We start from the raw sequence: 20,935 nt of genomic DNA on the forward strand, positions 1-20,935 counted from the left end.
GACTAGAGTGATGCGGGTCACTTCGGGTATAGCTGTATTGCATTGTGTACAACGCGCCCCACCCCCTCCGACAACGAAGTAATGGAACGGGAAACATGAAAAAGACCATTCGCACCGGGCTTTTCGCCCTGGTCGTAGCCGTGGTCACGGTGCTGGCGTTCGTCAACGCAGCAGCATCCGGCGGCACGGCAACCGCACGCAGCAAACTCACGCTCATCGCTCCGGCCGCCCCCGGAGGCGGCTGGGACGGGTTTGCCCGCGAGGCGCAGCAGGCGCTCCGCAGCAACGGCGTGGTGAACAATCCGCAGGTAGTCAACGTGCCCGGCGCCGGCGGCACCATCGGCCTGAGCCAGTTTGTCCAGACCCCGGGGCGCGAAGACGCGCTGCTGGTCACCGGAGGCGTGATGGTGGGGGCCATCGAACTGGCAGACAATCCAGAGTCCATGGCCGACGTCGTGCCCATCGCCCGCCTCGCGGACGATTACGCCGTGCTGGTGGTCCCGGCCGACTCCGAAATCCAGACCCTGGCCGACTTCCTCGACGCGTGGAAGGCGAACCCGGGCGCCAACTCGATAGGCGGCGGGTCCCTGGGATCCATCGACCACCTGCTCAGCGGACTGCTGGCCCAAAAGAGCGGCATTGATCCCCGGGACGTGAACTATGTGGCGTACTCCGGCGGCGGCGAAGCCCTGACCTCCCTGCTGTCCCACACCACCGTGGCCGGCATGTCCGGCTACAACGAGGTGGCGGACCAGATCGAAGCCGGCACCCTCCGGGCACTGGCCATCTCCTCGGAGGAACGGCTCGACGGCGTTGATGTGCCCACCTTCATGGAGCAGGGAGTGGACGTGTCCATGTCCAACTGGCGCGGCGTCGTCGCAGCCCCCGGCATCTCGGACGAGGCGAAGGCCGAATTCATCGCCATCATCACCGAAATGCGCGACTCCGAGGAATGGAAGGACACGCTGGAACGCAACAGCTGGACGGACAGCTTTGCCACCGGCGAGGAATTCGAAGCCTTCATCGAAGAAGAAGTTTCCACGGCACAGTCAATCGTGAAGGAGCTGGGACTATGAGCCTCGCCCAGGACAAACCGGCACCCGTGCAGCAGTCCACCAACCGGCGCGGGGGCGCACTGGAAGGCCGCAGCGAACTGATTGTCGTAGCGGTCCTCTACGCCATAGCCGTCTTCCTGGCGGTCGGCACCGCCACCATGAACGTGCAGGGCAGTGCAACACCCGGGCCGCAGTTCTTCCCCATCCTGGTCTGCGTGGCCCTGTTCGCCGTCGCCACCGCCCTGGCGATCTCGATAATCCGCCGTCCCGTCATCCCCGACACCCGGATCCACCCCGGCCGCGGCAACTTCTCCGGCGCCATGCTGGACGACCTTTCCGGCGAACACGAATTCGCCGCCGAACACCCCGCAGCAGGGGAGGGGCAGCGGAACTGGAAAACCTACTCCGACTGGCGCACCGTGGGCCTGGTGGTGGGCGGCGTGGTGGTCTTTACCGCCGCGCTGAACATCCTGGGCTGGATCCTCAGCGCCGCGTTCCTGTTCTGGGTGATCTGCTACGCCATGGGCAGCAAGCGCCCCGGCTTTGACGTGGGGGTATCCCTGCTCTTCGCCTCTGCCGTGCAGCTGGCCTTCAGCGCCGGCCTCGGCCTCAACCTGCCCTCCGGCTTCCTGGGAGGGATGCTCTGATGGATCAGCTCGCACTGCTTTTTGAAGGGTTCGCCCACGCGCTGACCCCCGTAAACCTGCTCTGGGTGCTTATCGGCGCGGTGCTGGGCACCGCCGTCGGCGTCCTGCCCGGCCTCGGCTCCGCCATGGCGGTGGCCCTGCTGCTGCCGGTGACCTTCTCACTGGAACCCACCGCGGCGTTCATTATGTTCGCCGGCATCTACTTCGGCGGACTGTTTGGCGATTCCACGGCAGGCATCCTGCTGAACACGCCGGGCAACTCCTCAGCCATTGCCTCCACCTTCGAGGGCCACCGAATGGCTAAGAACGGACACGCCGCCAAGGCGCTGGCCACCGCGGCCATCGGCGCCTTCATCGGCGGCCTGATCGCCACCACCCTGGTGGTGTTCTTCGCCCCCACGCTGGTGAAGCTGGCCACCGTGTTCGGGCCGGCCGAATACTTCGCGCTGGCCGTCTTCGCGTTCCTGGCCATCTCCGCGGTGGTCTCCGAATCCGTGATCCGCGGTGTGGCTGCCCTGGGCATCGGCCTGGCCCTGGCGCTGGTGGGCATCGACGGCCCCAGCGGCACCGCCCGGTTCACCCTCGGCATGCCGCAGCTGTTTGACGGGATCTCTGTCATTGTCATCACCGTGGGCCTGCTCGCGCTGGGTGAAGTCTTCCATGTGGCCTCGCGGATCCACCGCGACCCCGTCGCCACCCGGATCGAGTCCGGCGGCAACGCCCGGATCAACTTCAAGGACTTCCGCAAGGCACTGCCGTCCTGGCTGCGCGGCACCGCTTTCGGAGCCCCCTTCGGGCTGATCCCGGCCGGCGGCGCCGAAGTCCCCACCTTCCTGGCGTACGGCACCGAAAAGCAGCTCGCCAAGCGCCGGAAGGACCCGGAGTTCGGCACCACCGGCTCCATCAAGGGGCTGGCCGCACCGGAAGCGGCATCCAACGCCACCGCGGGTACCGCGATGGGCGCGCTGCTGGCCCTGGGCCTGCCGACGTCGGCCACCGCCGCCATCATGCTGGCCGCCTTCCAGCAGTACGGCATGCAGCCCGGCCCGCTGCTGTTCGAACGCAGCGGAGACCTGGTCTGGGCGCTGCTGGCTTCGCTGTTCATCGGCCTGGTGATGCTGCTGATCATCAACCTGCCGTTCGCCAGCGTGTGGGCCAAGCTGCTGAGCATTCCCCGGCACTACCTCTACGCCGGCATCACCGTGTTCTCGGTGCTGGGCGTCTACGCGGTGAGTTCCTCCCTGATCGACCTGTGGCTGCTCATCGGCATCGGCCTGGTCGGCTTCATGATGCGCCGCTACGGCATTCCGTTGGCACCGTTGCTAATCGCCGTCATCCTGGGTCCGATGGCGGAAACGGAACTGCGGCGCGCCCTGGCTGTATCCGAGGGGGACCTCGGCATCCTGGTGGGCAGTCCCATCACCGTCACGCTCTACCTGGTGCTGGTCGCGGCACTGGTAGTCAGTGCCCTGCAGCACCTGCGCCACCGCCGCAATGACCGTCGGGTTCCCGACGCCGAGCCGGAGCACGAAACGGTGTAGCGCCGGCACGAAAAGACGTCATCCGACCAGCCGGTTTCACCGGACAGGGCCGGCCGCGGAATCCGCCGCGGCCGGCCCTGTTGTGTGACTGGCGTCGCAAGATGGAACAATCACCTATGCGACTCATGGGGAGAAGCGACAAGGGGGTCACTTTGATGGACGCACGCGAGAACCAGGCGCTGGACGCGGTCAAGCTCTACTACGAAGCGGGGCTGTCCCAGAGCGAGGTGGCCGAGCGCCTGGGCCTGTCCAGGCCCACGGTGTCCAAGCTCATCCAGTACGGCAAGGACCGCGGATACGTCAGCATCCGCATCCACGACCCGCGGGAAGCGGAGTCCTCCCTCGCCGCAGAGCTGCGCGAGGTGTTCGGGCTCCGGGACGTCCGCCTCGCCGTCGTGCCCGAAAACGGAACGGACCTGGTGGGCCAGCTCGGGAAGGTGGGCGCCGCCGTGCTGGCCGAAAACGTGAACGACGGCGACACGGTGGGCGTGACTTGGGGGCAGACCATGTATTCGGTGGCCCGGAACCTCAGCCGGCAGGAGCGCAGCGGCGTGGAAATCATCCAGCTCAAGGGCGGGGTGTCCTACACCACCCGGGTGACCAACGACTTTGAAACCATCACGCTCTTCTGCAATGCCTTCGGTGCTTTTGCCCGTACCCTGCCGCTGCCGGTGATTTTCGACAGCGTGGAGGTCAAACGGCTGGTGGAGGCGGAGAAACACATTCAACGCGTCATCGAAATGGGCCGGGATGCCGACGTCGCCGTCTTCACCGTGGGCGCCATCCGCGCCGACGCCATGCTGTTCAACCTGGGCTACCTCAGCGAGACCGAGAAGGCCGGCATCGCAGCCCGCGCCGTTGGGGATATCTGCTCCCGGTTTATCGACGACGACGGCAACGCCTGCGTGCCGCAACTGGACGAGCGGACGGTCGGGATCACGCTGGGGGACCTGCGCGGAATCCGCACCCGGCTGCTGGTGGCCGGGGGAGAGGACAAGGTGGCCGCCATCGAGGCCGCGCTGCGGTCCGGCTACGCCACGCACCTGGTGATCGACGCCGCAACGGCAGGGCAGGTGCTGCGCGCCACCCGGCAGCGGGCGGCTTCCTAGCGGACCGTTTCGACAGTCTGAACACATGTAAAACAGCAATTTGACATGTGTTCCGAGCCACTTCTACAGTGAGTGAACACCCTCAATGAGGAGGCTCACATGTCGAAGATTTCGCAGCTCATCGATCACACCCTGCTTGCCCCGACGGCAACCGCAACGCAGATCGAAACCCTTGTCCAGGAAGCCGTTGAACACGAGTTCAAGACGGTGTGCGTCAACCCGGCATGGGTTGGCCTGGCCAGCCGCGCCGCCCAAGGCACACCGGTAGGCATCTGCACCGTGGTCGGTTTCCCGCTGGGGGCATCCACCACCGCCGTCAAGGTTTTCGAAACCACCGACGCCATCGCCAACGGCGCGGACGAAGTGGACATGGTCATCAACATCGGCTGGGCACTCGCCGGTGCCTGGGACGACGTCGAAGCGGAGATCCGCGCCGTCGTCGAGGCCGCACGGGGCAAGGCCCTGGTCAAGGTCATCCTGGAAACCTGCCTGCTCGACGCCGAGCAGACCGAGGAAGCATCCCGCTGCAGCGTTGCCGCGGGTGCAGACTTCGTGAAGACTTCCACCGGCTTCTCCAAGCACGGCGCCACCGTGGAAGCGGTCCGCATCATGCGCGAAACGGTTGGCCCGGACCTTGGCGTGAAGGCTTCCGGCGGCGTCCGCACCGCCGAGGACCTGGCCCGCATGGTGGAGGCTGGCGCCACCCGCATCGGTGCTTCCGCCGGCGCAAGCATCCTCGCAGGCAGCACCATCTGATGCTCTTCAAGACCTCCGCCGTCCAGCAGCCGGACGGCTACCTCAGCCGTATCCCGTGGTTCCAGTTCCTGCTCATTTCGCTCTGCTTTCCGATGTGGGGCGCCGCTGCCAGCCTGAACGACATCCTCATCACGCAGTTCAAGTCCGTGTTCACCCTCTCGGACCTGGCCACCGCGTTTGTCCAGTCGGCGTTCTACGGCGGCTACTTCATCATCGCCATTCCGGCCTCACGGATCATCCGCCGTTTCACCTACAAGACCGGCATCCTGATCGGCCTGGGCGTTTACATCCTGGGCTGCGCGGCGTTTTTCCCGGCCTCGCACATGGCCACCTACAGCATGTTCCTGGTGGCGCTGTTCGCCATTGCCATTGGCCTCAGCTTCCTGGAGACGGCCTGCAACACGTACTCCACCCTGCTTGGTCCCAAGCCCACCTCCACATGGCGCCTGAACGTCTCCCAGACCTTCACCCCCATCGGCTCCATCCTGGGCATCCTGCTGGGCAAGTACCTGGTCTTCACCGACGGGGACAAGCTGGAAAGCCAGATGGCCACCATGTCGGCGGACGAGAAGGTTGCCTTCAGCGCGGACATGCTGCAGCGCACCCTGATGCCGTACAAATACATCATCATGATCCTCGTGGTCGTGTTCATTGTGGTGGCCCTGACTAAGTTCCCGCACTGCAAGCCGCTGCGCGACAAGACCCATGAAGCAACCGCGCGGATCGGCGAGACGCTGGCCTACCTGGCCCGGAACAAGGAATTCCTGCGTGGCATCTTCGCCCAGTTCATGTACGTGGGCATGCAGACCGCCGTTTGGTCCTTCACCATCCGGCTGGCCCTGAACCTGGACGATTCGCTCAACGAACGCAGCGCGACCAACTACATGTTCTTCGCCTTCATCGCGTTCTTCCTGGGCAAGGTTGTTGCCAACTTCCTGATTACCCGCTTCGACGTCAATGCGGTCCTGATGGGCTTCGCCGTCCTCGGCAGCCTGGCCCTCGTCTACGTGATCCTGGTTCCGAACATCACCGCCGTCTGGGCCGCCATCCTGGTCTCCGGCCTCTTCGGACCCTGCTGGGCCACCATCTTCGGCCGCACCCTGGACACCATCACGGACAAACGGCACACCGAAACCGGCGGCGCCGTGCTGGTCATGGCCATTGTCGGCGGCGCGGTCATCCCCGTCGTCCAGGGCCTGGCCTCGGACCTGGCCGACTCGCTGCAGATCTCCTTCGTGGTCTCCCTGGTCTGCTTCCTGGTGGTCTTTATGCACTTCCGCCACCTGCGCCGCAGCGAAGCCCGCGCCGGCGTCGCCGGCACCCCGGAAAGGAATCCCGAGCATGTATCGCATTAACCTGGACCGGAGTTCCTTCTCCGCCGTCAAGGCAACCCTGGTGGAGTCCGCGGAGTTCACGGTCACCGCGTTCCGCTATCCCAGCGGCGTCGAATCCGTCACCGTGGCAAACTCCCGCGGCCGGGTCGAGGTCCTGCCGTTCCTGGGCCAGATGGTCTGGGATGCGGAGTTCGACGGCGTGAGCCTGCGGATGGACTCGCCCTTCCGGCAGCCCTATCCCGCCACGCTCGTCGAGGACACCTACGGCTGCTTCGCCTTCCACTCCGGACTGCTTGCCGCCGGCTGCCCCGCACCCGAAGACACCCACCCGCTGCACGGGGAGTTCCCATGCGCGGATTTTGACGAAGCGTGGCTGGAAATCACCGGCGATTCCGTGGCCGTCTCCGGACGCTACGAATACGTCAAGGGATTCGGGAACCATTACGAGGCCGTTCCCGCTGTCCGGCTGACCGCCGGTTCGGCCATGTTCGACATCGACCTGTCCGTGACCAACCTGTCCGCGGCCCGCACCATGCCGCTGCAGTACATGTGCCACATGAACTACGCCTACTCGGACGGGGCCCGCATGACGCAGTCCCTGCCCGACGGCGCGTTCCGGCTGCGGGAAACCGTCCCGGCACACGTATTCCCGACGCCGGAATGGACGGTCCTGAATGAGGCCATCCGCACCGGGAAGGTTCCCGCCGACGTGGTGGACGCTTCACAGGGCTACGACCCGGAAATCGTGTTCCTCGCGGATAACCTGCCCGGAGGGGATGAGCTGGAATTCCGGCTGGAGCGCACCGACGGCGTCACGTTCTGCACCCGGTTCTCCGGCGCCGAGTTCCCGGTGGCTACCCGCTGGCTGCTGCACAACCCGGACCAGAAAGTGGCCTCGTTTGTCCTGCCCGGCACCTCGCGGCCAGAAGGCTTCCTGGCAGCCAAGGCCGCAGGGACACTAATTGAACTGGCGCCCGGAGCCACCCGCTCCTTCCACGTCAGCACCGGCATCAAAGAGAAGGCATAGCCCCATGGATATTGCAGTAATCGGTTCCAACATGGTGGACCTGGTGTCCTACCTCAGCCGGATGCCGGACGAAGGGGAAACCGTTGAGGCCCGGGACTTTGCCATGGGCTGCGGCGGCAAGGGAGCCAACCAGGCGATGGCCGCCGCCCGCATGGGTTCCTCGGTGCTGATGCTGACCCGGGTGGGCAACGACGCCTTCGCCGAAACCACCCGGCGCAACTTCGAGGCCAACGGGATTGACACCACCTACGTGCTGGACACGGACGCCACCAGCGGCGTCGCGCCCATCTTCGTGGATGACAACTCCCGCAACTCGATTGTCATTGCCAAGGGCGCCAACGCCTTCCTGACGGCGGCGGACATTGAGGACGCCGCCGAGGCCATTGCGCAGTGCAAACTGATGGTGCTGCAGCTGGAAGTGAACCTGGAGACCGTCTACGCCGCCATCGACTTCGGGAACCGGCACGGCATCCCCGTGCTGCTCAACCCGGCACCGGCCAGCCCGGACCTGGACTTCGCCCAGGTAGCCCGGTGTGACTACTTCGTGCCGAATGAAACCGAACTGGCGCTGCTCACCGGCATGCCGGTGCAGACGCTGGAAGAAGTGCAGGCTGCAGCGCAGACCATCCTGGACCGCGGGGTGAAGAACGTTATTGTCACCATGGGCTCGCGCGGAGTGCTGTGGCTCTCCGCCGCCGGTTCCACCTTGGTGGAAGGCCGCACCGTGGCCGCGTTGGACACCACGGGGGCAGGGGATGCGTTCATCGGCTGCTTCAGCCACTGCCTGGTGGAAACGGGAGACGTTCCGGGTTCCCTGTCCACAGCGAATGCCTACGCTGCGGATTCGGTCACCCGCCGCGGGACGCAGACTTCCTACGCCACGCGCGAGCAGTTCGAGCAGGGCCTGAAGCAGGGCCGGGCGGACACCGCGGCCTGAGCCGACCCAACAGCTTGGCCGCAGCGGTCCCCCACCGCAGCGGTCCGGAAGAGGCTGCTGCGGGCCGGAACCGATCCCCTTCGGTGCCGGCCGCGGCAGCCTTTTGCGTAGGGGCTAAGAGCCTCAGGGGCGCCGGACGGTTCGAGAAGGCAAAAATTACCGCCGTGGCCCGCGAAAAGGCAAAATTTACCAATTTCCCGCCCAAAACCCGTAAATCTTGCCTTCTCGTTTGAGCCCGGGCGGGGCCGCTGCCGCTCACCGCGACAAGCAGCGGCAGGCCGGGGAGCCGCGGCCACCAGTTCCGCCCTGACCGATGCTGAAGACTAACGGCGCCGAAGAGTAAGGGTGCCGGAGACTAAGGTCGAGGTGTGAACCGCACCGACCGTCTTTACGCCCTTGTCGAGGAACTGCGGGCCGTGGCGCCGCGGCCGAGAAGCGCGCGCTGGCTGGCAGAGAAATTCAGTGTCAGTTCCCGGACCATCGAACGGGACCTCTCGGCGCTGCAGCAAAGCGGGGTGCCCATCTGGGCTGCACCGGGCCGCACCGGAGGCTACTGCCTGGACCCGGTACACACTCTGGCGCCCCTGGGCCTCAACGTGGACGAGGCCCTGGCCGTGATGATTTCACTGGGAATGCTGGCCACCAGTCCGTTCCACGCTGCAGCGACGTCGGCCCTTCGCAAGGTGGTTGCCGTTATGGACGGCGGCACGCTGAGGGAATCTACGGACCTCGCCACCCGGATCCACCTGCTGGACGAGCGCCCCGTCGCCGGCCCGCCCAACAAGGCACCGGAATCGATTGCCGGCGTGCTGCGGACCGGAGAGGTCCTGCAGATTACCTACGTTGACCGCAACGGGACACCCACTGAGCGCGAGGTGGAACCCATGGAATGTGTCGGCAAAGGCAGCCACTGGTACCTGATCGGATGGTGCCGGCTACGCGACGGCCTTCGCGCCTTCCGCGGCGACCGCATCAGCGCAGCGGAGCCCACCGGGGAGCGGCCCCCGCGCCGGATTTTGCGTCCGGAGGACCTGGGCATTGTCTACGGGGAGCTCCGGACGGTGGGCCCGGACGGAAAACAGCCGTAAAAACCGACAGGACGGTGTCGCAAGGGAAGGGGATGCTGGATGCTTCGGGCCGGACGGCCCGGCTGAAAGGAAACCATGGACCTCGCATCAATCCGCATCATCACGCACGACGTCGACCGGCTCACCCGCTTCTACGAGAACGTGACGGGAACCTCCGCTGTCCGGCCGGCACCGGTCTTCGCCGAGCTCCGAACCGCCACAGGCACGCTGGCGATCGCAGGCACGGCCACCGTCGCCATGCTGGGCGGCAGCGCCCCGGTGCCGCGCAGCAACAACACCGCAATCATCGAGTTCCTCGTCACGGACGTGGATGCCGAGTTCGCCCGGCTCCGGAGCATGCTGGAGGACGTTGTGCTTGAACCGGCCACTATGCCATGGGGGAACAGATCCACGCTGTTTCGCGACCCGGACGGGAATCTCGTCAACCTCTTCTCCCGCCCCGCCCGCTAACCGGCGTCGTCGTGATTGCTGTCCCAAAGCCGGCAGGGGATTCGCCGCGCGCAGGGCCATGCTGACATACTGTTGGTAAATCCCAGCAGAAGGTGGATCCCGCATGACCCCCCGCAAACTTTTCCGGACCGTGGCGCTGGCCGAGGCCGTGACCTGGACACTGCTCCTGATCGGCATGTTCGCCAAATACGTCTTGGACTTTGAAGCCCTCACGCCCATCTTCGGTGGCCTGCACGGCTTCGTGTTCCTGTCCTACGGTGTGGTCACCCTGTTTGTGTGGGCCAACCAGAAGTGGCCGGTCCGCACCGGCATCGTCGGCCTGGTGACCACCGTGATTCCGTGGGCCACCATTCCGTTCGAGAAGTCGGTGGACCGGCGCGGCCTGCTGGACGGCGGCTGGCGGATGGCCCCGGGCGGCGAAGACCCCACCAACGCCGTGGACAAGGTCGCAGCCCTGGTGCTGCGCCGCCCGGTGGTGGCCGGCGTCGTTGCCTTGGTGGCAGTGGCCGCGGTCTTCACCGTGCTGCTCTACCTGGGCCCGCCCGTTCCCATGGGCTGATCCAGTCGCACCGCTGCCGTGCCGCGACCTAGGCGTTCATCCGGGCCGCTAGGATGCGGGCGGGATGGAAGCGCCCGCACTCGCGGCAGCTCCGGGACGCAGCCGGCGCCGGTTCGGCCGGTTCGAGCCGCCCCCGCGGTAGGCCGTCGTCGCCGTGGCCAAGATGAGCACAATCAGCACGGCGCAGCCAATGATCACCGACACCATGGCCAGGGCGCTGCCGCCCAGGATGCCGACCAGCGGGCTGACAATGCCGGCCAGGCCCACCTGCAGGGCGCCGATCATGGCTGCGGCGCTGCCGGCCATGTGCCCGTAGTCGCTGAGGGCAAGGATCGAAGAGTTCGAAGCGATGAAGCCGTTCATGGCGAGCACCAGCCACAACCCTGCGGTAAGGCCCGCAGCCCCGCCGAGTCCGGTCAGCACGATCACCGGCAGCAGCGCGGCCAGTCCCAGCAGCAGGATTACGGCCGCCCGCAGGATGCCCATGGGGGAGTAGCGGGTGACCAGCCAGGCATTAAGCTGCGCGGAAATGACCATACCCACGCCGTTGATGGCGAACACCAGGGCGTACTGGCCCGGGCTCAGTCCGTAGCCCTCCTGGAAAACGAACGGTGAGCCCACCACGTAGCTCATGATCACGGCCATGCCCAGGCCGGGGATTGCGGCCAGGGCCAGGAACTGCCGGTCGCGCAGCAGGACCCGGAAACCGCTGAAGGTACTGGCGCCGCCTTTGGCCCGGCGGCGTGCCGGCGGCAGCGTCTCGGGCATCCAGCGCAGCACAATGACACCGAGCACCACGCCGATCAGCGCCAGGGCCAGGAACACTGCCCGCCAGTTGAACAGCCCGGAAACGGCACCTCCGATGGAGGGTGCCAGCAGCGGGGCCAGACCGATGATCAGCATCAGCCGGGACAGCATGGCCGCTGCGGTGGAACCGGTGAACCGGTCCCGCACCACGGCAAGGGACACCACGCCTGCGGCGGCGTTAAAGAAGCCCTGCAGGAGGCGGAGCACAATCAGGGCGCCGATGTTCGGGGCCACAAAGCACAGCAGTGAAACCACCACGTGCATGCTGATGCCGATGATCAGCGGCAGCCGCCGTCCGAAACGGTCCGAGAAGGGGCCGATAACGAGCTGGCCCACCGCTGCGCCGAGCAGTGTGCCGGAGAGGGTGAACTGGGCGGCCGCTGCGCTGGTGTGCAGGTCTTCGGCGACCTGAGGCAGCGCCGGCAGGTACATGTCCGTGGTCACTGCGGGCAGGGCGGCCAGGGCGCCGAGCATCAGGATGTATTTGATGCTGGTTCGGGTACTGACGCGGGAACTGTTTCCGGAAACAGCGGGTGCCGGGCTTCCGGTTTCGGGCGGGGTATCGCTCATAGACACTCCTGGTGCGGTTGCGGTGGAACGAAAGAACTACGGGTGCCGGGTGCCTTCGCCTGCCAGGACCGCGCGGTATCCGTCCCGGAAGGTCGGGTAGGCGAAGTCGAATCCGGTGCTGCTCAGCCGCTCGCTGCTCAGCCTGCGGTTGCCCCCGCGGCTGCTGGAAGCCGGTGCCGCGGCGGGCAGGTCGTGGCCCAGCTCGCCGGCGAGGAAGTGCAGCACGTCGGACATTTCGACGGGCTCCTTATCCACTCCAACATAAATGGGTGCCGGATGTGAAACCCGGGTGGTGAGGTGCACTATGGCCGCTGCCGCATCGTCCCGGTGGATGCGGTTGGTCAGCTGGCTGCCGGCGGGTATGACGGCGGTGCCGGCGGTGACGGCGTCGATCAGCCGCGTGCGTCCCGGCCCGTAGATCCCGGCGAGGCGCAGCACCACGGCATCCGGACGCCGGTCATGCAGCAGCTGCTCGGCTTCGAGGATCACGGCTCCGGTGGCCGAGGCGGGTGCGGGCGGGGTGTCCTCGTCCACCTGGCCGCCGTCGGCGTCGCCGTACACCGCGGTGGAGGATACAAACAGGATGCGGGCCGGGCGGACGCCGTCGCGCTCCAGTGCGTCCATTACATTTGCAGTCCCGTCCACATAGGCGGCGCGGTAGGCGGCTTCGGTACGTTCCCCGGCTGCAACGGCAATCACGACGACGTCGGTGCCGGCGGGGATGCGCGGCAGTTCGCCCGTGAGGTCAGCAGCCTGGCCGGTGATGGCCGCCGGCAGATTGCCGGGGGAACGGCGCCAGCCAAGCACGGAGAAGCCGGCCGCGGCGAACCGCAGGCCGGCTTCCGTGCCCAGATCGCCGCAGCCGGCGATCAGGACTCTCATATGGTTACTCGGCCAGGGCGGAGATGACGGCCTTGGCCACATCTTCGCTGGACTGGGGGTTCTGACCGGACATGAGGTTGCGGTCGCGGACCACGTAGCTGGTCCAGGCCGGGCCGGTCTCCACTACGGCGCCCTTGTTGCGCAGCACGTCCTCCACGAACCAGGGGGTGTTCTCGCCGGTTCCGCCGTTCAGCTCTTCCTCGTCGGTGAAGACGGTGAGCTTGCGGCCGGAGAAAATGAAGCCGTCCTCGGTTTCGGCGGCCAGCAGTCCTGCCGGGCCGTGGCAGAACGGGGCAATGATCTTGCCGGCGGCGTCGGCTTCCCGAAGGATCCGGCCCATGTCCTTATCGAACGCGAGGTCTGCCATGGGGCCGTGACCGCCGGGCATCACCACGGCGTCGTATTCCGACACATCGGCGTCGGCGAGCACCAGCGGGGAGGACAGCTCCGCGTCGATGAAGGCAATGTACTGCGTGAACGCGGCGGCCTTTTCGGCGCTGCCTGCGGACTCGGGGGCCAGGGACACCTGGTCCACGGTGGGCTTAACGCCGCCCGGGGTGGCGATGCGGACGGTGTGTCCGGCTTCGCGCAGTACCCGGTGGGACTCGGCGAGCTCTTCGGCCCAGTAACCGGTGGGGTGTTCGCTGCCGTCCTTCATGGTGAGGGAATCGGCGGCGGATACGACCATTAGGATGTTAGCCATGCGTTGTTTCTCCTTTGCTTGGCGGAAATGTTGCTTGTGGGGGGATGCCGGAGGCTTACTTGGCCGGCGCTGCGGCAGCGCCGGCGGCGTCGAGTTCGGCGAACGTCGCGTCATCGAGTGAGATATTGGCGGCGCCCAGGTTGTCTTCGAGGTGTGCAATGGAGCCGGTGCCCGGGATCGGCATCATGACGGGGGAGCGGCGCAGCAGCCAGGCCAGGGCCACCTGCGAGGTGCTGGCGTTCAGGCGCTTGGCTGCCTCATCCACGGGACCGCCCTGCTTCGCCAGTTCGCCGGCGGAGATGGGTGCCCAAGGGATGAAGCCGATGCCGTTGTCCTCGGAGTACTTCAGCACGTCCTCGGAGGAACGGTCGGTGAGGTTGTAGCGGTTCTGCACCGTGGACACGGTGAAGAACTTGGCGGCCGCTTCCAGATCCTCGACGGAGACCTGGGACAGGCCGAGGGCCTTCACCTTGCCCTCCTGCTGAAGGTCGCGCAGCACGGCGAACTGCTCGTCGCGGTCCACCTTGGGGTCAATGCGGTGCAGCTGCAGCAGGTCCAGGGACTCGACCTTCAGCTTGCGCAGCGACAGTTCGGTCTGCTGGCGCAGGTACTCCGGGCGGCCCACCGGAACCCAGACGTCCGGTCCGGTGCGGACAAAGCCCACCTTGGTGGCAATGCGGACGCCGTCCGGGTAGGGGTAGAGCGCTTCGGCAATGATCTCTTCGCTGATGTTCGGACCGTAGGAGTCGGCCGTGTCGATGAAGTCGACGCCCAGCTCGACGGCGCGGCGCACCACGTCGACGGCGGTGCCGCGGCTCTCGGGTTCACCCCATACACCGGGTCCCACAATCCGCATGGCGCCGAAGCCCAGGCGGTGTACGGTGCCGAGGTCCTTGAGGTCGATGGTGGGGGACAGGGCGGGTGAAGTTTCCGTCGAATCAGTCATGTAAGGCCCAACACGGCGCGCCCCCGGGTTTATTCCTCAGCAGCCTTATAAGACACGCGGACACGTCCTGTCCGCAAGTAGGGTTCCGGCGCGGCACCGGCCGGTTTAGCTTTGCCGGATGGACTGGAAAATTGAGCTCGTGCCGGTGCCCGTGTCCGACGTCGACGCCTCCAAGGCCTTCTATGTGGACCAGGTGGGTTTCACTCCCGACTTTGACGAACGGGTCGACGAAAGCCTGCGCTTTGTGCAGCTGACCCCTCCCGGTTCGGCCTGCTCGGTGGTGATTGGACCTGGTACCACGGACATGGTCCCCGGTACCCAGCGGATCCAGGTGGTGGTGCCCAGCGCCGCCGACGCCCGCCAGCACCTGGTGGACCACGGCGTGGCAACCAGCGACATCACACCGCTGGACTGGGGCACGTTTGTGTACTTCAGCGATCCGGACGGCAATCAGTGGTCGCTGCAGGAACTGCCGGCCATTCCGCCCACCCTGCCGTCGGAGTCCTAGCTGGACCCGCTGGTACCGGACTACGCGGCCGGGAGGGCGGCAACAGTTCCTCGCTGCAGCTCAAGAGGCAGTTCGTCCTAGAGCTGGGCGGCTACCGCCTGCAGCACTTCGGTGACGTCGGACTTGCCCTGGCCGTAGTCGAGCAGTGTGGTGGGGACCTGCGGCGTGCTGGTGGCCAGGACCCGTGTGTTGCCGGCGTCCAGCGGTTCGAAGGTGAGCACAATGTTGGCCCCGAAGGACTTCCAGTTGGTTGCGGCGGACATTTCCGCGCGGTCGGCCCAGATTCCGGTGACGGTCATCCGCGGCAACTGGAAGGCGGCCCGTTCGACGGCGGGAGGCAGTGCGGCAGCCGGTGCGGCAACCACCATTTCACCGCGTGCCCGTGCCCGTTTGGATGTCACGTTGAGACTGATCGTTTTTGAATTCCCCATATTCGTCATGCGAGAGAGAATAGCGCAAACATAAAAAGGGAGTTGTTCTAGTTGTAGTAGAATAACTCCATGCTGATGAAAGTGGACGCAACCAGCGACCAGCCGCTCTTTGAGCAGCTGGCCGCCTCGATCCGTGCGGACGCTGCAGCCGGACGCCTGCAGCCGGGCGAACGGCTGCCCACCGCGCGGGACGTCGCGGAGTCGCTCGGCGTCAACGTGCACACCGTCCTGCACGCCTACCAGGAGCTGCGGGCGGAGGGCCTGATCGAGCTGCGCCGCGGGCGCGGCGCAGTGGTGACTGAAGCTGCCGCGCCGCTCGCCGCCCTGCACGCCGATGTCCTGGCCCTGGTGGCCAAAGCCCGGAACCTCGGCCTGTCGCCGGAAACCCTGTCCGCCTACGTAAAGGAAATTGCCCATGAACGCTAGTGCCTCTGCCCGCCGCCGGTTCCTGCTGGTGGCGCTGGGAGTTCCCGCCGTCGTGGTGGTTATTGCCCTGGCCCTGCAGCTTGCAACCCTGCCGTCCCTGCCGGACCCCGTGGCTATCCACTGGGGCGTACAGGGGCCGGACGGTTTTGGCTCACCGTGGTCCACTGTGCTGTTCACCGTGCTGCTGGGAGCGGGTATTCCGGCCCTGATGGCAGGTACCAGCATGCCGGGCTACGCGGATAACGGACCGAGCTATCGGTTCCTCGGCGCCGCGGTCCCTGCCATCACCACTATGCTTTGCACCCTGCTTACCTGGACCCAGCTGATGCAGGCCGGGCTCTCCGATGCCCGCCAGGCCCCGGGGGTGGGACTGCCGCTGCTGTACTCCGTGCTTGCCGGACTGGCCGTGGGAGCGGTCTGCTGGCTCGTGCAGCCCAAAGCACAGCAGCGGCCCGCCGCCAGCCCGTCCGAGCCACTGCCGCTGGCTGCCGGTGAACGCGCCGTGTGGTTCCGCGAGACCAGCCTGTCAAAGCCCGCCCTGCTGCTGATCCTGGGTGCGGTCACTGCGGTCGGCGCCGGGGCGGTCATCGGGTGGCTGTGGGCGGAGCCGGAGCTGGCCTGGACAATGACCGGCCTGACCGTAGTGCTCCTCGCCGCCGCGGCCACCGCCACAGCATTCCGGGTGCGGGTGGACGGCAGCGGCCTCACAGCGGTCTCCGTGGCCGGTTTTCCCCGCTTCCATGTTCCGCTGGCGGAGATTCGGGATGCCGAGGCAGTTACCGTTTCCCCCGTTGCCGAGTTCGGCGGCTGGGGCCTGCGGTGGGTCCCCGGACGGTTTGGCGTGGTGCTGCGCAGCGGTCCGGCCCTGCAGGTGAACCGCGTCACCGGCCGCCAGTTTGTGGTCACGGTTGATGACGCCGGCACCGCCGCCGCGCTGCTGCAGGCCCTCACCGCCCGCACTTAACGCAGCAAGCAGGGCAGGGACTACCCGGTTTCGCGCACGACAAACAGGCGTGAAACCGGCGTCAGGCATACCAATGCGGGGGAGTATGTTTGAAGATGGGCAGAACGCGAAGGACCGGCTCGGCCGAAAGGCAACCAATGAAGATTGCACTCTTTGCCACCTGCATTGTGGACGCCATGTATCCGTCCACTGCCCGCGCCACGGTGTCCATCCTCGAGCGGCTCGGACACCAGGTGGTGTTCCCTGCAGGCCAGGGCTGCTGCGGGCAGATGCACCTGAACTCGGGGTACTTCCCCGAGGCGGTACCGGTCATCCGGAACCACGTGGAGGCGTTTGAGGCGGAGGACTACGACGTCGCCGTGGCACCTTCCGGTTCCTGCGTCGCCTCCGTGAAACACCAGCACGCCATGCTCGCCCGCGCCATCGGCGACAAGGACCTGGAAGCCCGCGCCACCGCCGTCGGCGCCCGCACCTATGAACTGTCCGCCCTGCTCACCGACGTCCTGGGCGTGACGGATGCGGCCGCGCAAATGGGGTCCTGGTATCCGCACCGGATCACCTACCACCCCAGCTGCCATGGAATGCGGCTGCTGCGGCTCGGTGACCGGCAGTCGAACCTGCTGCGCACCGTCGAAGGCCTGGAACTGGAACCCCTGCCGCAGGCGGACCAGTGCTGCGGCTTCGGCGGAACCTTTTCCCTCAAGAACGCCGATGTGTCCTCGGCCATGCTGGCGGACAAAGACGCGAATATCTCCGCCACCGGCGCGCAGCTGTGCACCGGCGGCGACGCATCCTGCCTGATGCACATCGGCGGCGGGCTATCCCGGGAGGGCAGCAGCATCGCCACCCTGCACTTCGCCGAGATCCTTGCCAGCACCCGCGAGGACCCGGCACCGGCACCGGACGCGCTCCGGAAGCCGGCCGGGAGCACCGCCGGCAGCATCGCGGAAAGGGCCCGGAGATGAGTTCCACCTATCTGGGCATGCCTGCCCTGCCGGCCTACGGGCAGGGCAACCTGCACGCCACGGAGGCGTTCCCGGCCGCGGCCCAACGGGAACTGGGCAACACCCAGCTGCGCGCCAACCTGGGCCACGCCACGCACACCATCCGGGACAAGCGGCTGCGCGTGGTGGCCGAACTGCCGGACTGGGAAGAACTGCGCAATGCCGGCGCCGCCACCAAGGCCTCGGTCATGGCGCGCCTGCCCGAACTGCTGGAGCAGTTCGAAGCGAACTTCACCGCGCGCGGCGGGACCATCCACTGGGCCCGGGACGCTGCCGAAGCCAACCGGATTGTGCGGGACCTGATCCGCGACGCCGGCGCCGACGAAGTGGTCAAGGTCAAGTCCATGGCCACCCAGGAAATCGGCCTGAACGAATACCTCGAAGAGCAGGGCATTGCAGCCTTCGAAACCGATCTGGCTGAACTGATTGTCCAGCTGGACCACGACAAGCCCAGCCATATCCTGGTGCCGGCCATCCACAAGAACCGCAGCCAGGTGCGCGATATTTTCCTGCGCGAGATGCCCGGCGTGGACCCGGACCTCACCGACAACCCGGCCCGGCTGGCAGAAGCCTCCCGTATGCACCTGCGCCGCAAGTTCCTCTCCGCCAAAGTGGCCATCTCCGGCGCGAACTTCGCCATAGCCGATTCGGGGACGCTCGGCGTCGTCGAATCCGAAGGCAACGGACGGATGTGCCTGACGCTGCCCGAAACCCTGATCACCGTGATGGGGGTGGAAAAGCTGCTGCCGTCCTTCCAGGACCTGGAAGTGTTTATGCAGCTGCTGCCGCGATCCTCCACGGGGGAGCGGATGAACCCGTACACCTCGTTCTGGACCGGAGTCACCAAGGGGGACGGACCGCAGGACGTGCACCTGGTGCTGCTGGACAACGGCCGCAGCGCCGCGCTCGCCGATGAGATGGGGCGGTCCGCCCTGCACTGCATCCGCTGCAGCGCCTGCATGAACGTCTGCCCGGTTTACGAACGGACCGGCGGACACGCCTACGGGTCCACCTACCCGGGGCCCATCGGCGCCATCCTGTCTCCGCTGCTGACCGGCATCACCTCGGAGGAAAACGCTTCGCTTCCGTACGCGTCGTCCCTGTGCGGTGCCTGCTACGACGCGTGCCCGGTGAAGATCAACATTCCGGAGATCCTGGTCCACCTGCGGTCCGTGGACGTGGAGAGCCGCCGCGGGAATGCGGCCGGGAAGAAGAAACTGCCCGGGCAGATGGACGTGGCCATGAAGGCCGCCTCCTGGGCCATGGGGTCCGGGCGCCGGATGGCACTGGTGGAAAAGGCGCTGCCGCTGGGACAACTGGCGGCGGGGCCGGACAAGAAGATCAAGAAACTTCCCGGCATTGCCGCCGGGTGGACACAGAGCAGGGACCTCCCGGCGCCGCCTGCCCGGTCCTTCCGGGACTGGTGGGCTAAGGAACGCGGGAACACATCGTCGAAAGAGAAGGCATGAGCGCCCGTACGGAGATTCTGGACCGGCTGCGGTCGGCCCTTCATGATGCGCCGGCAGCTGGGGACATCCCGCGGAACTACCGGCACGAGTCCGGTAAGGCTGAGGACGAACTCATTGAACTGCTCAGCGACCGGCTGGTTGACTACAAGGCGGGAGTCAGCGTGGTGGACGAGGCCGGGGTGCCCGTCCGTGTGGCGGAGCTGCTGGCGGGAGCTCCCTCCTACGTGGTTCCGGAAGGGCTGGATGAACGCTGGACGGCGTTGGCGCCCGGGCGAATGGTGGACTCCGCGGAGGACCCGCTTTCCGTGGCGCAACTGGATGCTGCCGGTGCCGTGGTGACCGGTAGCGCCGCCGCCGTGGCGGAGACCGGCACCATCATCCTGGACGGCAGTCCGGATCAGGGCCGCCGTGCTATTTCCCTGATTCCGGACCACCACATTTGCCTGGTCCGGGCCCGGGACATCACCGGAGTGCTGCCCGAGGCATTGCGCCGGCTGGACGCCACCCACCCCCTGACCTGGATCAGCGGGCCCAGCGCCACGAGCGACATTGAGCTGGAACGGGTGGAAGGCGTACACGGGCCGCGGACCCTGGACGTGGTGATTATCCGCTGAGCGCCGCGGCAGCAGCCTAGGCGCTGATTTTCTCCCTCGCCGGCTGCCGGTATAGCCGGCTGGGGGACTGCGCCTGCGCCGTCGGCCGGGTGACGGTGTCCAGGAACCGGACCGTTTCCTGCAACGTCTGGCGGGCCTCCGGCCGGTCCAGCCGGAACTGGTATTCGTGGCCCAGCGCCGGGCGGTAGTCCCTGGGCCAGAAGCGGCGGGTCACTGGGACCCCAAGTTCTTCCAGCCGGTCGGCCAGTGGCAGGGACTGGTTCTCGGTCAGCGGATCACTGTTGCCGGCGGCTATGTAGGCGGGCGGGAACTTCCCGTTGGCGTGCTCGAAGATGGACATGTGCCCTGCTGCCTCGGTGGCAGCCCAGTCCTTTGACCCGGTATAGGACCAGAGGGCCTTCTTCAGGCCCCACCCGAAAGTGCCGGTGAGCCGGGCCACGGATTTGAAGTCGTACAGGCCGCAGTTCAGCACGATCCCACGCAGGTGTTCCGGGGCGGCGGCGGGGACTATGCCAGTGAGTCGCGCGTAGTCCGGACTGGTGATGCCCAGGGCCAGCTGGGCTGCGAGCTGGGCTCCGGCTGAGTCGCCTGCCAGGACAATCCGGTCCGGGTCCAGGCCGTACTTCTGCGCATGTTCGCGCAAATAGCCGAGGGCGGAGTTCAGTTCCCGCACGGCTGTGGGATAACAGGCCTTGGGGGAAATGGTGTAGCCAAGCCCGACGACGGCGTACCCGTAGCCTGCCAGAACCCGCAGGTAGGGCTCCACGTCTTTCTTGGAACCGGAGATCCAGGCACCTCCGTGGACCCAGACCACTACGGGCAGCGGCGCGCTCGCCGACGCGGGCAGGAAAAGGTCCAGGGAGGGGTTCACGGCGGAGCCGAGGTACCGCAGTCCCATGTGGCTGGTGACGCTGCCCCGCGGAAGGTGCAGGACCGGCTGCGAGGGCTGCATTTTGCCGGCGCCGGAGAAGACTCCGCGGATCAGCATGGCAGAGGTTCGGGGATCCCAGTGCAGGGCAGCGGCGGCAGCTGTTCCAGCAGCGGCGGCCGCCCCGGCCAACACCACCGCTGCCTTCAGCGACAGGAACTTCACGCTTTTTAAGTTAGG

The 20,935-nt window shown here is 66.6% G+C and carries 23 protein-coding genes; 17 read left to right on the forward strand and 6 right to left on the reverse strand.

Annotation, left to right across the window (positions count from 1 at the left end):
• The first annotated feature begins 95 nt into the window (after positions 1 to 95).
• The 11 genes from QNO06_RS04125 to QNO06_RS04175 all read left to right on the forward strand — a co-directional run bounded on the left by QNO06_RS04125 (position 96) and on the right by QNO06_RS04175 (position 10,503).
• Entirely contained in the window at positions 96 to 1,076 is a 981-nt protein-coding gene (locus QNO06_RS04125) for a tripartite tricarboxylate transporter substrate binding protein (RefSeq protein ID WP_227914362.1), read from the forward strand.
• The gene (locus QNO06_RS04130) at positions 1,073 to 1,702 is read left to right on the forward strand and encodes a tripartite tricarboxylate transporter TctB family protein (RefSeq protein ID WP_227914360.1); all 630 of its coding nucleotides are present in this window, start codon (positions 1,073 to 1,075) and stop codon (positions 1,700 to 1,702) included. Before QNO06_RS04125 ends, QNO06_RS04130 begins: the two co-directional genes overlap by 4 nt.
• Positions 1,702 to 3,243: a tripartite tricarboxylate transporter permease gene (locus QNO06_RS04135; protein WP_227914358.1), complete on the forward strand. Its 1,542-nt coding sequence runs from the start codon at positions 1,702 to 1,704 to the stop codon at positions 3,241 to 3,243. The genes QNO06_RS04130 and QNO06_RS04135 overlap by 1 nt, the downstream gene beginning before the upstream one ends.
• A gap of 155 nt (positions 3,244 to 3,398) precedes the next feature.
• Entirely contained in the window at positions 3,399 to 4,352 is a 954-nt protein-coding gene (locus QNO06_RS04140) for a sugar-binding transcriptional regulator (protein ID WP_227914356.1), read from the forward strand.
• A 99-nt stretch (positions 4,353 to 4,451) separates the two neighbouring features.
• Entirely contained in the window at positions 4,452 to 5,108 is a 657-nt protein-coding gene (deoC, locus tag QNO06_RS04145; RefSeq protein ID WP_227914353.1) for a deoxyribose-phosphate aldolase, read from the forward strand.
• A complete protein-coding gene (gene fucP / locus QNO06_RS04150) occupies positions 5,108 to 6,463 on the forward strand; it encodes an L-fucose:H+ symporter permease (protein WP_227914352.1) in 1,356 nt (451 codons plus the stop codon). The genes deoC and fucP overlap by 1 nt, the downstream gene beginning before the upstream one ends.
• Positions 6,450 to 7,469: an aldose 1-epimerase family protein gene (locus QNO06_RS04155; protein ID WP_227914351.1), complete on the forward strand. Its 1,020-nt coding sequence runs from the start codon at positions 6,450 to 6,452 to the stop codon at positions 7,467 to 7,469. Before fucP ends, QNO06_RS04155 begins: the two co-directional genes overlap by 14 nt.
• Positions 7,470 to 7,473: 4 nt before the next feature.
• Positions 7,474 to 8,406, forward strand: coding sequence for a ribokinase (gene rbsK / locus QNO06_RS04160; RefSeq protein ID WP_227914350.1), 933 nt, complete (start codon positions 7,474 to 7,476; stop codon positions 8,404 to 8,406).
• Positions 8,407 to 8,774: 368 nt separating this feature from the next.
• Complete coding sequence (locus tag QNO06_RS04165) at positions 8,775 to 9,494, forward strand: helix-turn-helix transcriptional regulator (RefSeq protein WP_227914349.1); 720 nt, start codon at positions 8,775 to 8,777, stop codon at positions 9,492 to 9,494.
• A 75-nt stretch (positions 9,495 to 9,569) separates the two neighbouring features.
• Positions 9,570 to 9,944, forward strand: coding sequence for a VOC family protein (locus tag QNO06_RS04170; RefSeq protein WP_227914348.1), 375 nt, complete (start codon positions 9,570 to 9,572; stop codon positions 9,942 to 9,944).
• Positions 9,945 to 10,047: 103 nt separating this feature from the next.
• On the forward strand, positions 10,048 to 10,503 hold the full coding sequence (locus QNO06_RS04175) for a DUF3817 domain-containing protein (RefSeq protein WP_227914347.1): 456 nt from the start codon (positions 10,048 to 10,050) through the stop codon (positions 10,501 to 10,503).
• 48 nt (positions 10,504 to 10,551) lie between these two features.
• Here the strand turns inward: QNO06_RS04175 and QNO06_RS04180 are convergent, their stop codons facing one another.
• Genes QNO06_RS04180 through QNO06_RS04195 form a run of 4 tightly spaced genes read right to left on the reverse strand, consistent with a single transcriptional unit; the run spans position 10,552 to position 14,411 of the window.
• Positions 10,552 to 11,880, reverse strand: coding sequence for a multidrug effflux MFS transporter (locus QNO06_RS04180; RefSeq protein ID WP_227914344.1), 1,329 nt, complete (start codon positions 11,878 to 11,880; stop codon positions 10,552 to 10,554).
• A 36-nt stretch (positions 11,881 to 11,916) separates the two neighbouring features.
• Entirely contained in the window at positions 11,917 to 12,762 is an 846-nt protein-coding gene (locus QNO06_RS04185; protein ID WP_227914335.1) for an SDR family oxidoreductase, read from the reverse strand.
• A gap of 4 nt (positions 12,763 to 12,766) precedes the next feature.
• A complete protein-coding gene (locus QNO06_RS04190) occupies positions 12,767 to 13,465 on the reverse strand; it encodes a type 1 glutamine amidotransferase domain-containing protein (protein ID WP_227914334.1) in 699 nt (232 codons plus the stop codon).
• Between the two features lie 55 nt (positions 13,466 to 13,520).
• Positions 13,521 to 14,411: an aldo/keto reductase gene (locus QNO06_RS04195; RefSeq protein ID WP_227914332.1), complete on the reverse strand. Its 891-nt coding sequence runs from the start codon at positions 14,409 to 14,411 to the stop codon at positions 13,521 to 13,523.
• Positions 14,412 to 14,529: 118 nt separating this feature from the next.
• Between QNO06_RS04195 and QNO06_RS04200 the strand changes: the two genes are divergently transcribed.
• Positions 14,530 to 14,919: a VOC family protein gene (locus QNO06_RS04200; protein WP_227914329.1), complete on the forward strand. Its 390-nt coding sequence runs from the start codon at positions 14,530 to 14,532 to the stop codon at positions 14,917 to 14,919.
• A gap of 77 nt (positions 14,920 to 14,996) precedes the next feature.
• Here QNO06_RS04200 and QNO06_RS04205 read toward each other — a convergent pair whose 3' ends face one another.
• Complete coding sequence (locus tag QNO06_RS04205) at positions 14,997 to 15,320, reverse strand: hypothetical protein (RefSeq protein ID WP_227914326.1); 324 nt, start codon at positions 15,318 to 15,320, stop codon at positions 14,997 to 14,999.
• 99 nt (positions 15,321 to 15,419) lie between these two features.
• Here QNO06_RS04205 and QNO06_RS04210 point away from each other — a divergent pair, with 99 nt between their 5' ends.
• The 5 genes from QNO06_RS04210 to QNO06_RS04230 all read left to right on the forward strand — a co-directional run bounded on the left by QNO06_RS04210 (position 15,420) and on the right by QNO06_RS04230 (position 19,827).
• Positions 15,420 to 15,776, forward strand: coding sequence for a GntR family transcriptional regulator (locus tag QNO06_RS04210; protein WP_227914323.1), 357 nt, complete (start codon positions 15,420 to 15,422; stop codon positions 15,774 to 15,776).
• Positions 15,766 to 16,740, forward strand: coding sequence for a DUF1648 domain-containing protein (locus tag QNO06_RS04215; protein ID WP_227914322.1), 975 nt, complete (start codon positions 15,766 to 15,768; stop codon positions 16,738 to 16,740). The genes QNO06_RS04210 and QNO06_RS04215 overlap by 11 nt, the downstream gene beginning before the upstream one ends.
• A 137-nt stretch (positions 16,741 to 16,877) precedes the next feature.
• On the forward strand, positions 16,878 to 17,705 hold the full coding sequence (locus tag QNO06_RS04220; protein ID WP_227914321.1) for a (Fe-S)-binding protein: 828 nt from the start codon (positions 16,878 to 16,880) through the stop codon (positions 17,703 to 17,705).
• Positions 17,702 to 19,213 carry a LutB/LldF family L-lactate oxidation iron-sulfur protein gene (locus QNO06_RS04225; RefSeq protein ID WP_227914320.1) on the forward strand — a complete coding sequence of 504 codons (1,512 nt, stop codon included), beginning with the start codon at positions 17,702 to 17,704 and terminating at the stop codon, positions 19,211 to 19,213. The genes QNO06_RS04220 and QNO06_RS04225 overlap by 4 nt, the downstream gene beginning before the upstream one ends.
• Positions 19,210 to 19,827, forward strand: a complete 618-nt coding sequence (locus tag QNO06_RS04230) for a LutC/YkgG family protein (RefSeq protein ID WP_227914319.1) — start codon at positions 19,210 to 19,212, stop codon at positions 19,825 to 19,827. Before QNO06_RS04225 ends, QNO06_RS04230 begins: the two co-directional genes overlap by 4 nt.
• 16 nt (positions 19,828 to 19,843) lie before the next feature.
• Here the strand turns inward: QNO06_RS04230 and QNO06_RS04235 are convergent, their stop codons facing one another.
• Positions 19,844 to 20,920, reverse strand: a complete 1,077-nt coding sequence (locus tag QNO06_RS04235; protein WP_227914317.1) for an alpha/beta hydrolase — start codon at positions 20,918 to 20,920, stop codon at positions 19,844 to 19,846.
• Positions 20,921 to 20,935 lie beyond the last annotated feature (15 nt).

Origin of the sequence: Arthrobacter sp. zg-Y20, from assembly GCF_030142075.1 — a bacterium.
Taxonomy (GTDB): domain Bacteria; phylum Actinomycetota; class Actinomycetes; order Actinomycetales; family Micrococcaceae; genus Arthrobacter_B.

Bases quoted from the DNA above. Each gene is read 5' to 3' on its own strand.
- QNO06_RS04125 (WP_227914362.1), top strand. From the start codon at position 96: ATGAAAAAGACCATTCGCACCGGGCTTTTCGCCCTGGTCGTAGCCGTG.
- QNO06_RS04130 (WP_227914360.1), top strand. From the start codon at position 1,073: ATGAGCCTCGCCCAGGACAAACCGGCACCCGTGCAGCAGTCCACCAAC.
- QNO06_RS04135 (WP_227914358.1), top strand. From the start codon at position 1,702: ATGGATCAGCTCGCACTGCTTTTTGAAGGGTTCGCCCACGCGCTGACC.
- QNO06_RS04140 (WP_227914356.1), top strand. From the start codon at position 3,399: ATGGACGCACGCGAGAACCAGGCGCTGGACGCGGTCAAGCTCTACTAC.
- deoC (WP_227914353.1), top strand. From the start codon at position 4,452: ATGTCGAAGATTTCGCAGCTCATCGATCACACCCTGCTTGCCCCGACG.
- fucP (WP_227914352.1), top strand. From the start codon at position 5,108: ATGCTCTTCAAGACCTCCGCCGTCCAGCAGCCGGACGGCTACCTCAGC.
- QNO06_RS04155 (WP_227914351.1), top strand. From the start codon at position 6,450: ATGTATCGCATTAACCTGGACCGGAGTTCCTTCTCCGCCGTCAAGGCA.
- rbsK (WP_227914350.1), top strand. From the start codon at position 7,474: ATGGATATTGCAGTAATCGGTTCCAACATGGTGGACCTGGTGTCCTAC.
- QNO06_RS04170 (WP_227914348.1), top strand. From the start codon at position 9,570: ATGGACCTCGCATCAATCCGCATCATCACGCACGACGTCGACCGGCTC.
- QNO06_RS04175 (WP_227914347.1), top strand. From the start codon at position 10,048: ATGACCCCCCGCAAACTTTTCCGGACCGTGGCGCTGGCCGAGGCCGTG.
- QNO06_RS04180 (WP_227914344.1), bottom strand. From the start codon at position 11,880: ATGAGCGATACCCCGCCCGAAACCGGAAGCCCGGCACCCGCTGTTTCC.
- QNO06_RS04185 (WP_227914335.1), bottom strand. From the start codon at position 12,762: ATGAGAGTCCTGATCGCCGGCTGCGGCGATCTGGGCACGGAAGCCGGC.
- QNO06_RS04190 (WP_227914334.1), bottom strand. From the start codon at position 13,465: ATGGCTAACATCCTAATGGTCGTATCCGCCGCCGATTCCCTCACCATG.
- QNO06_RS04195 (WP_227914332.1), bottom strand. From the start codon at position 14,411: ATGACTGATTCGACGGAAACTTCACCCGCCCTGTCCCCCACCATCGAC.
- QNO06_RS04200 (WP_227914329.1), top strand. From the start codon at position 14,530: ATGGACTGGAAAATTGAGCTCGTGCCGGTGCCCGTGTCCGACGTCGAC.
- QNO06_RS04210 (WP_227914323.1), top strand. From the start codon at position 15,420: ATGCTGATGAAAGTGGACGCAACCAGCGACCAGCCGCTCTTTGAGCAG.
- QNO06_RS04215 (WP_227914322.1), top strand. From the start codon at position 15,766: ATGAACGCTAGTGCCTCTGCCCGCCGCCGGTTCCTGCTGGTGGCGCTG.
- QNO06_RS04220 (WP_227914321.1), top strand. From the start codon at position 16,878: ATGAAGATTGCACTCTTTGCCACCTGCATTGTGGACGCCATGTATCCG.
- QNO06_RS04225 (WP_227914320.1), top strand. From the start codon at position 17,702: ATGAGTTCCACCTATCTGGGCATGCCTGCCCTGCCGGCCTACGGGCAG.
- QNO06_RS04230 (WP_227914319.1), top strand. From the start codon at position 19,210: ATGAGCGCCCGTACGGAGATTCTGGACCGGCTGCGGTCGGCCCTTCAT.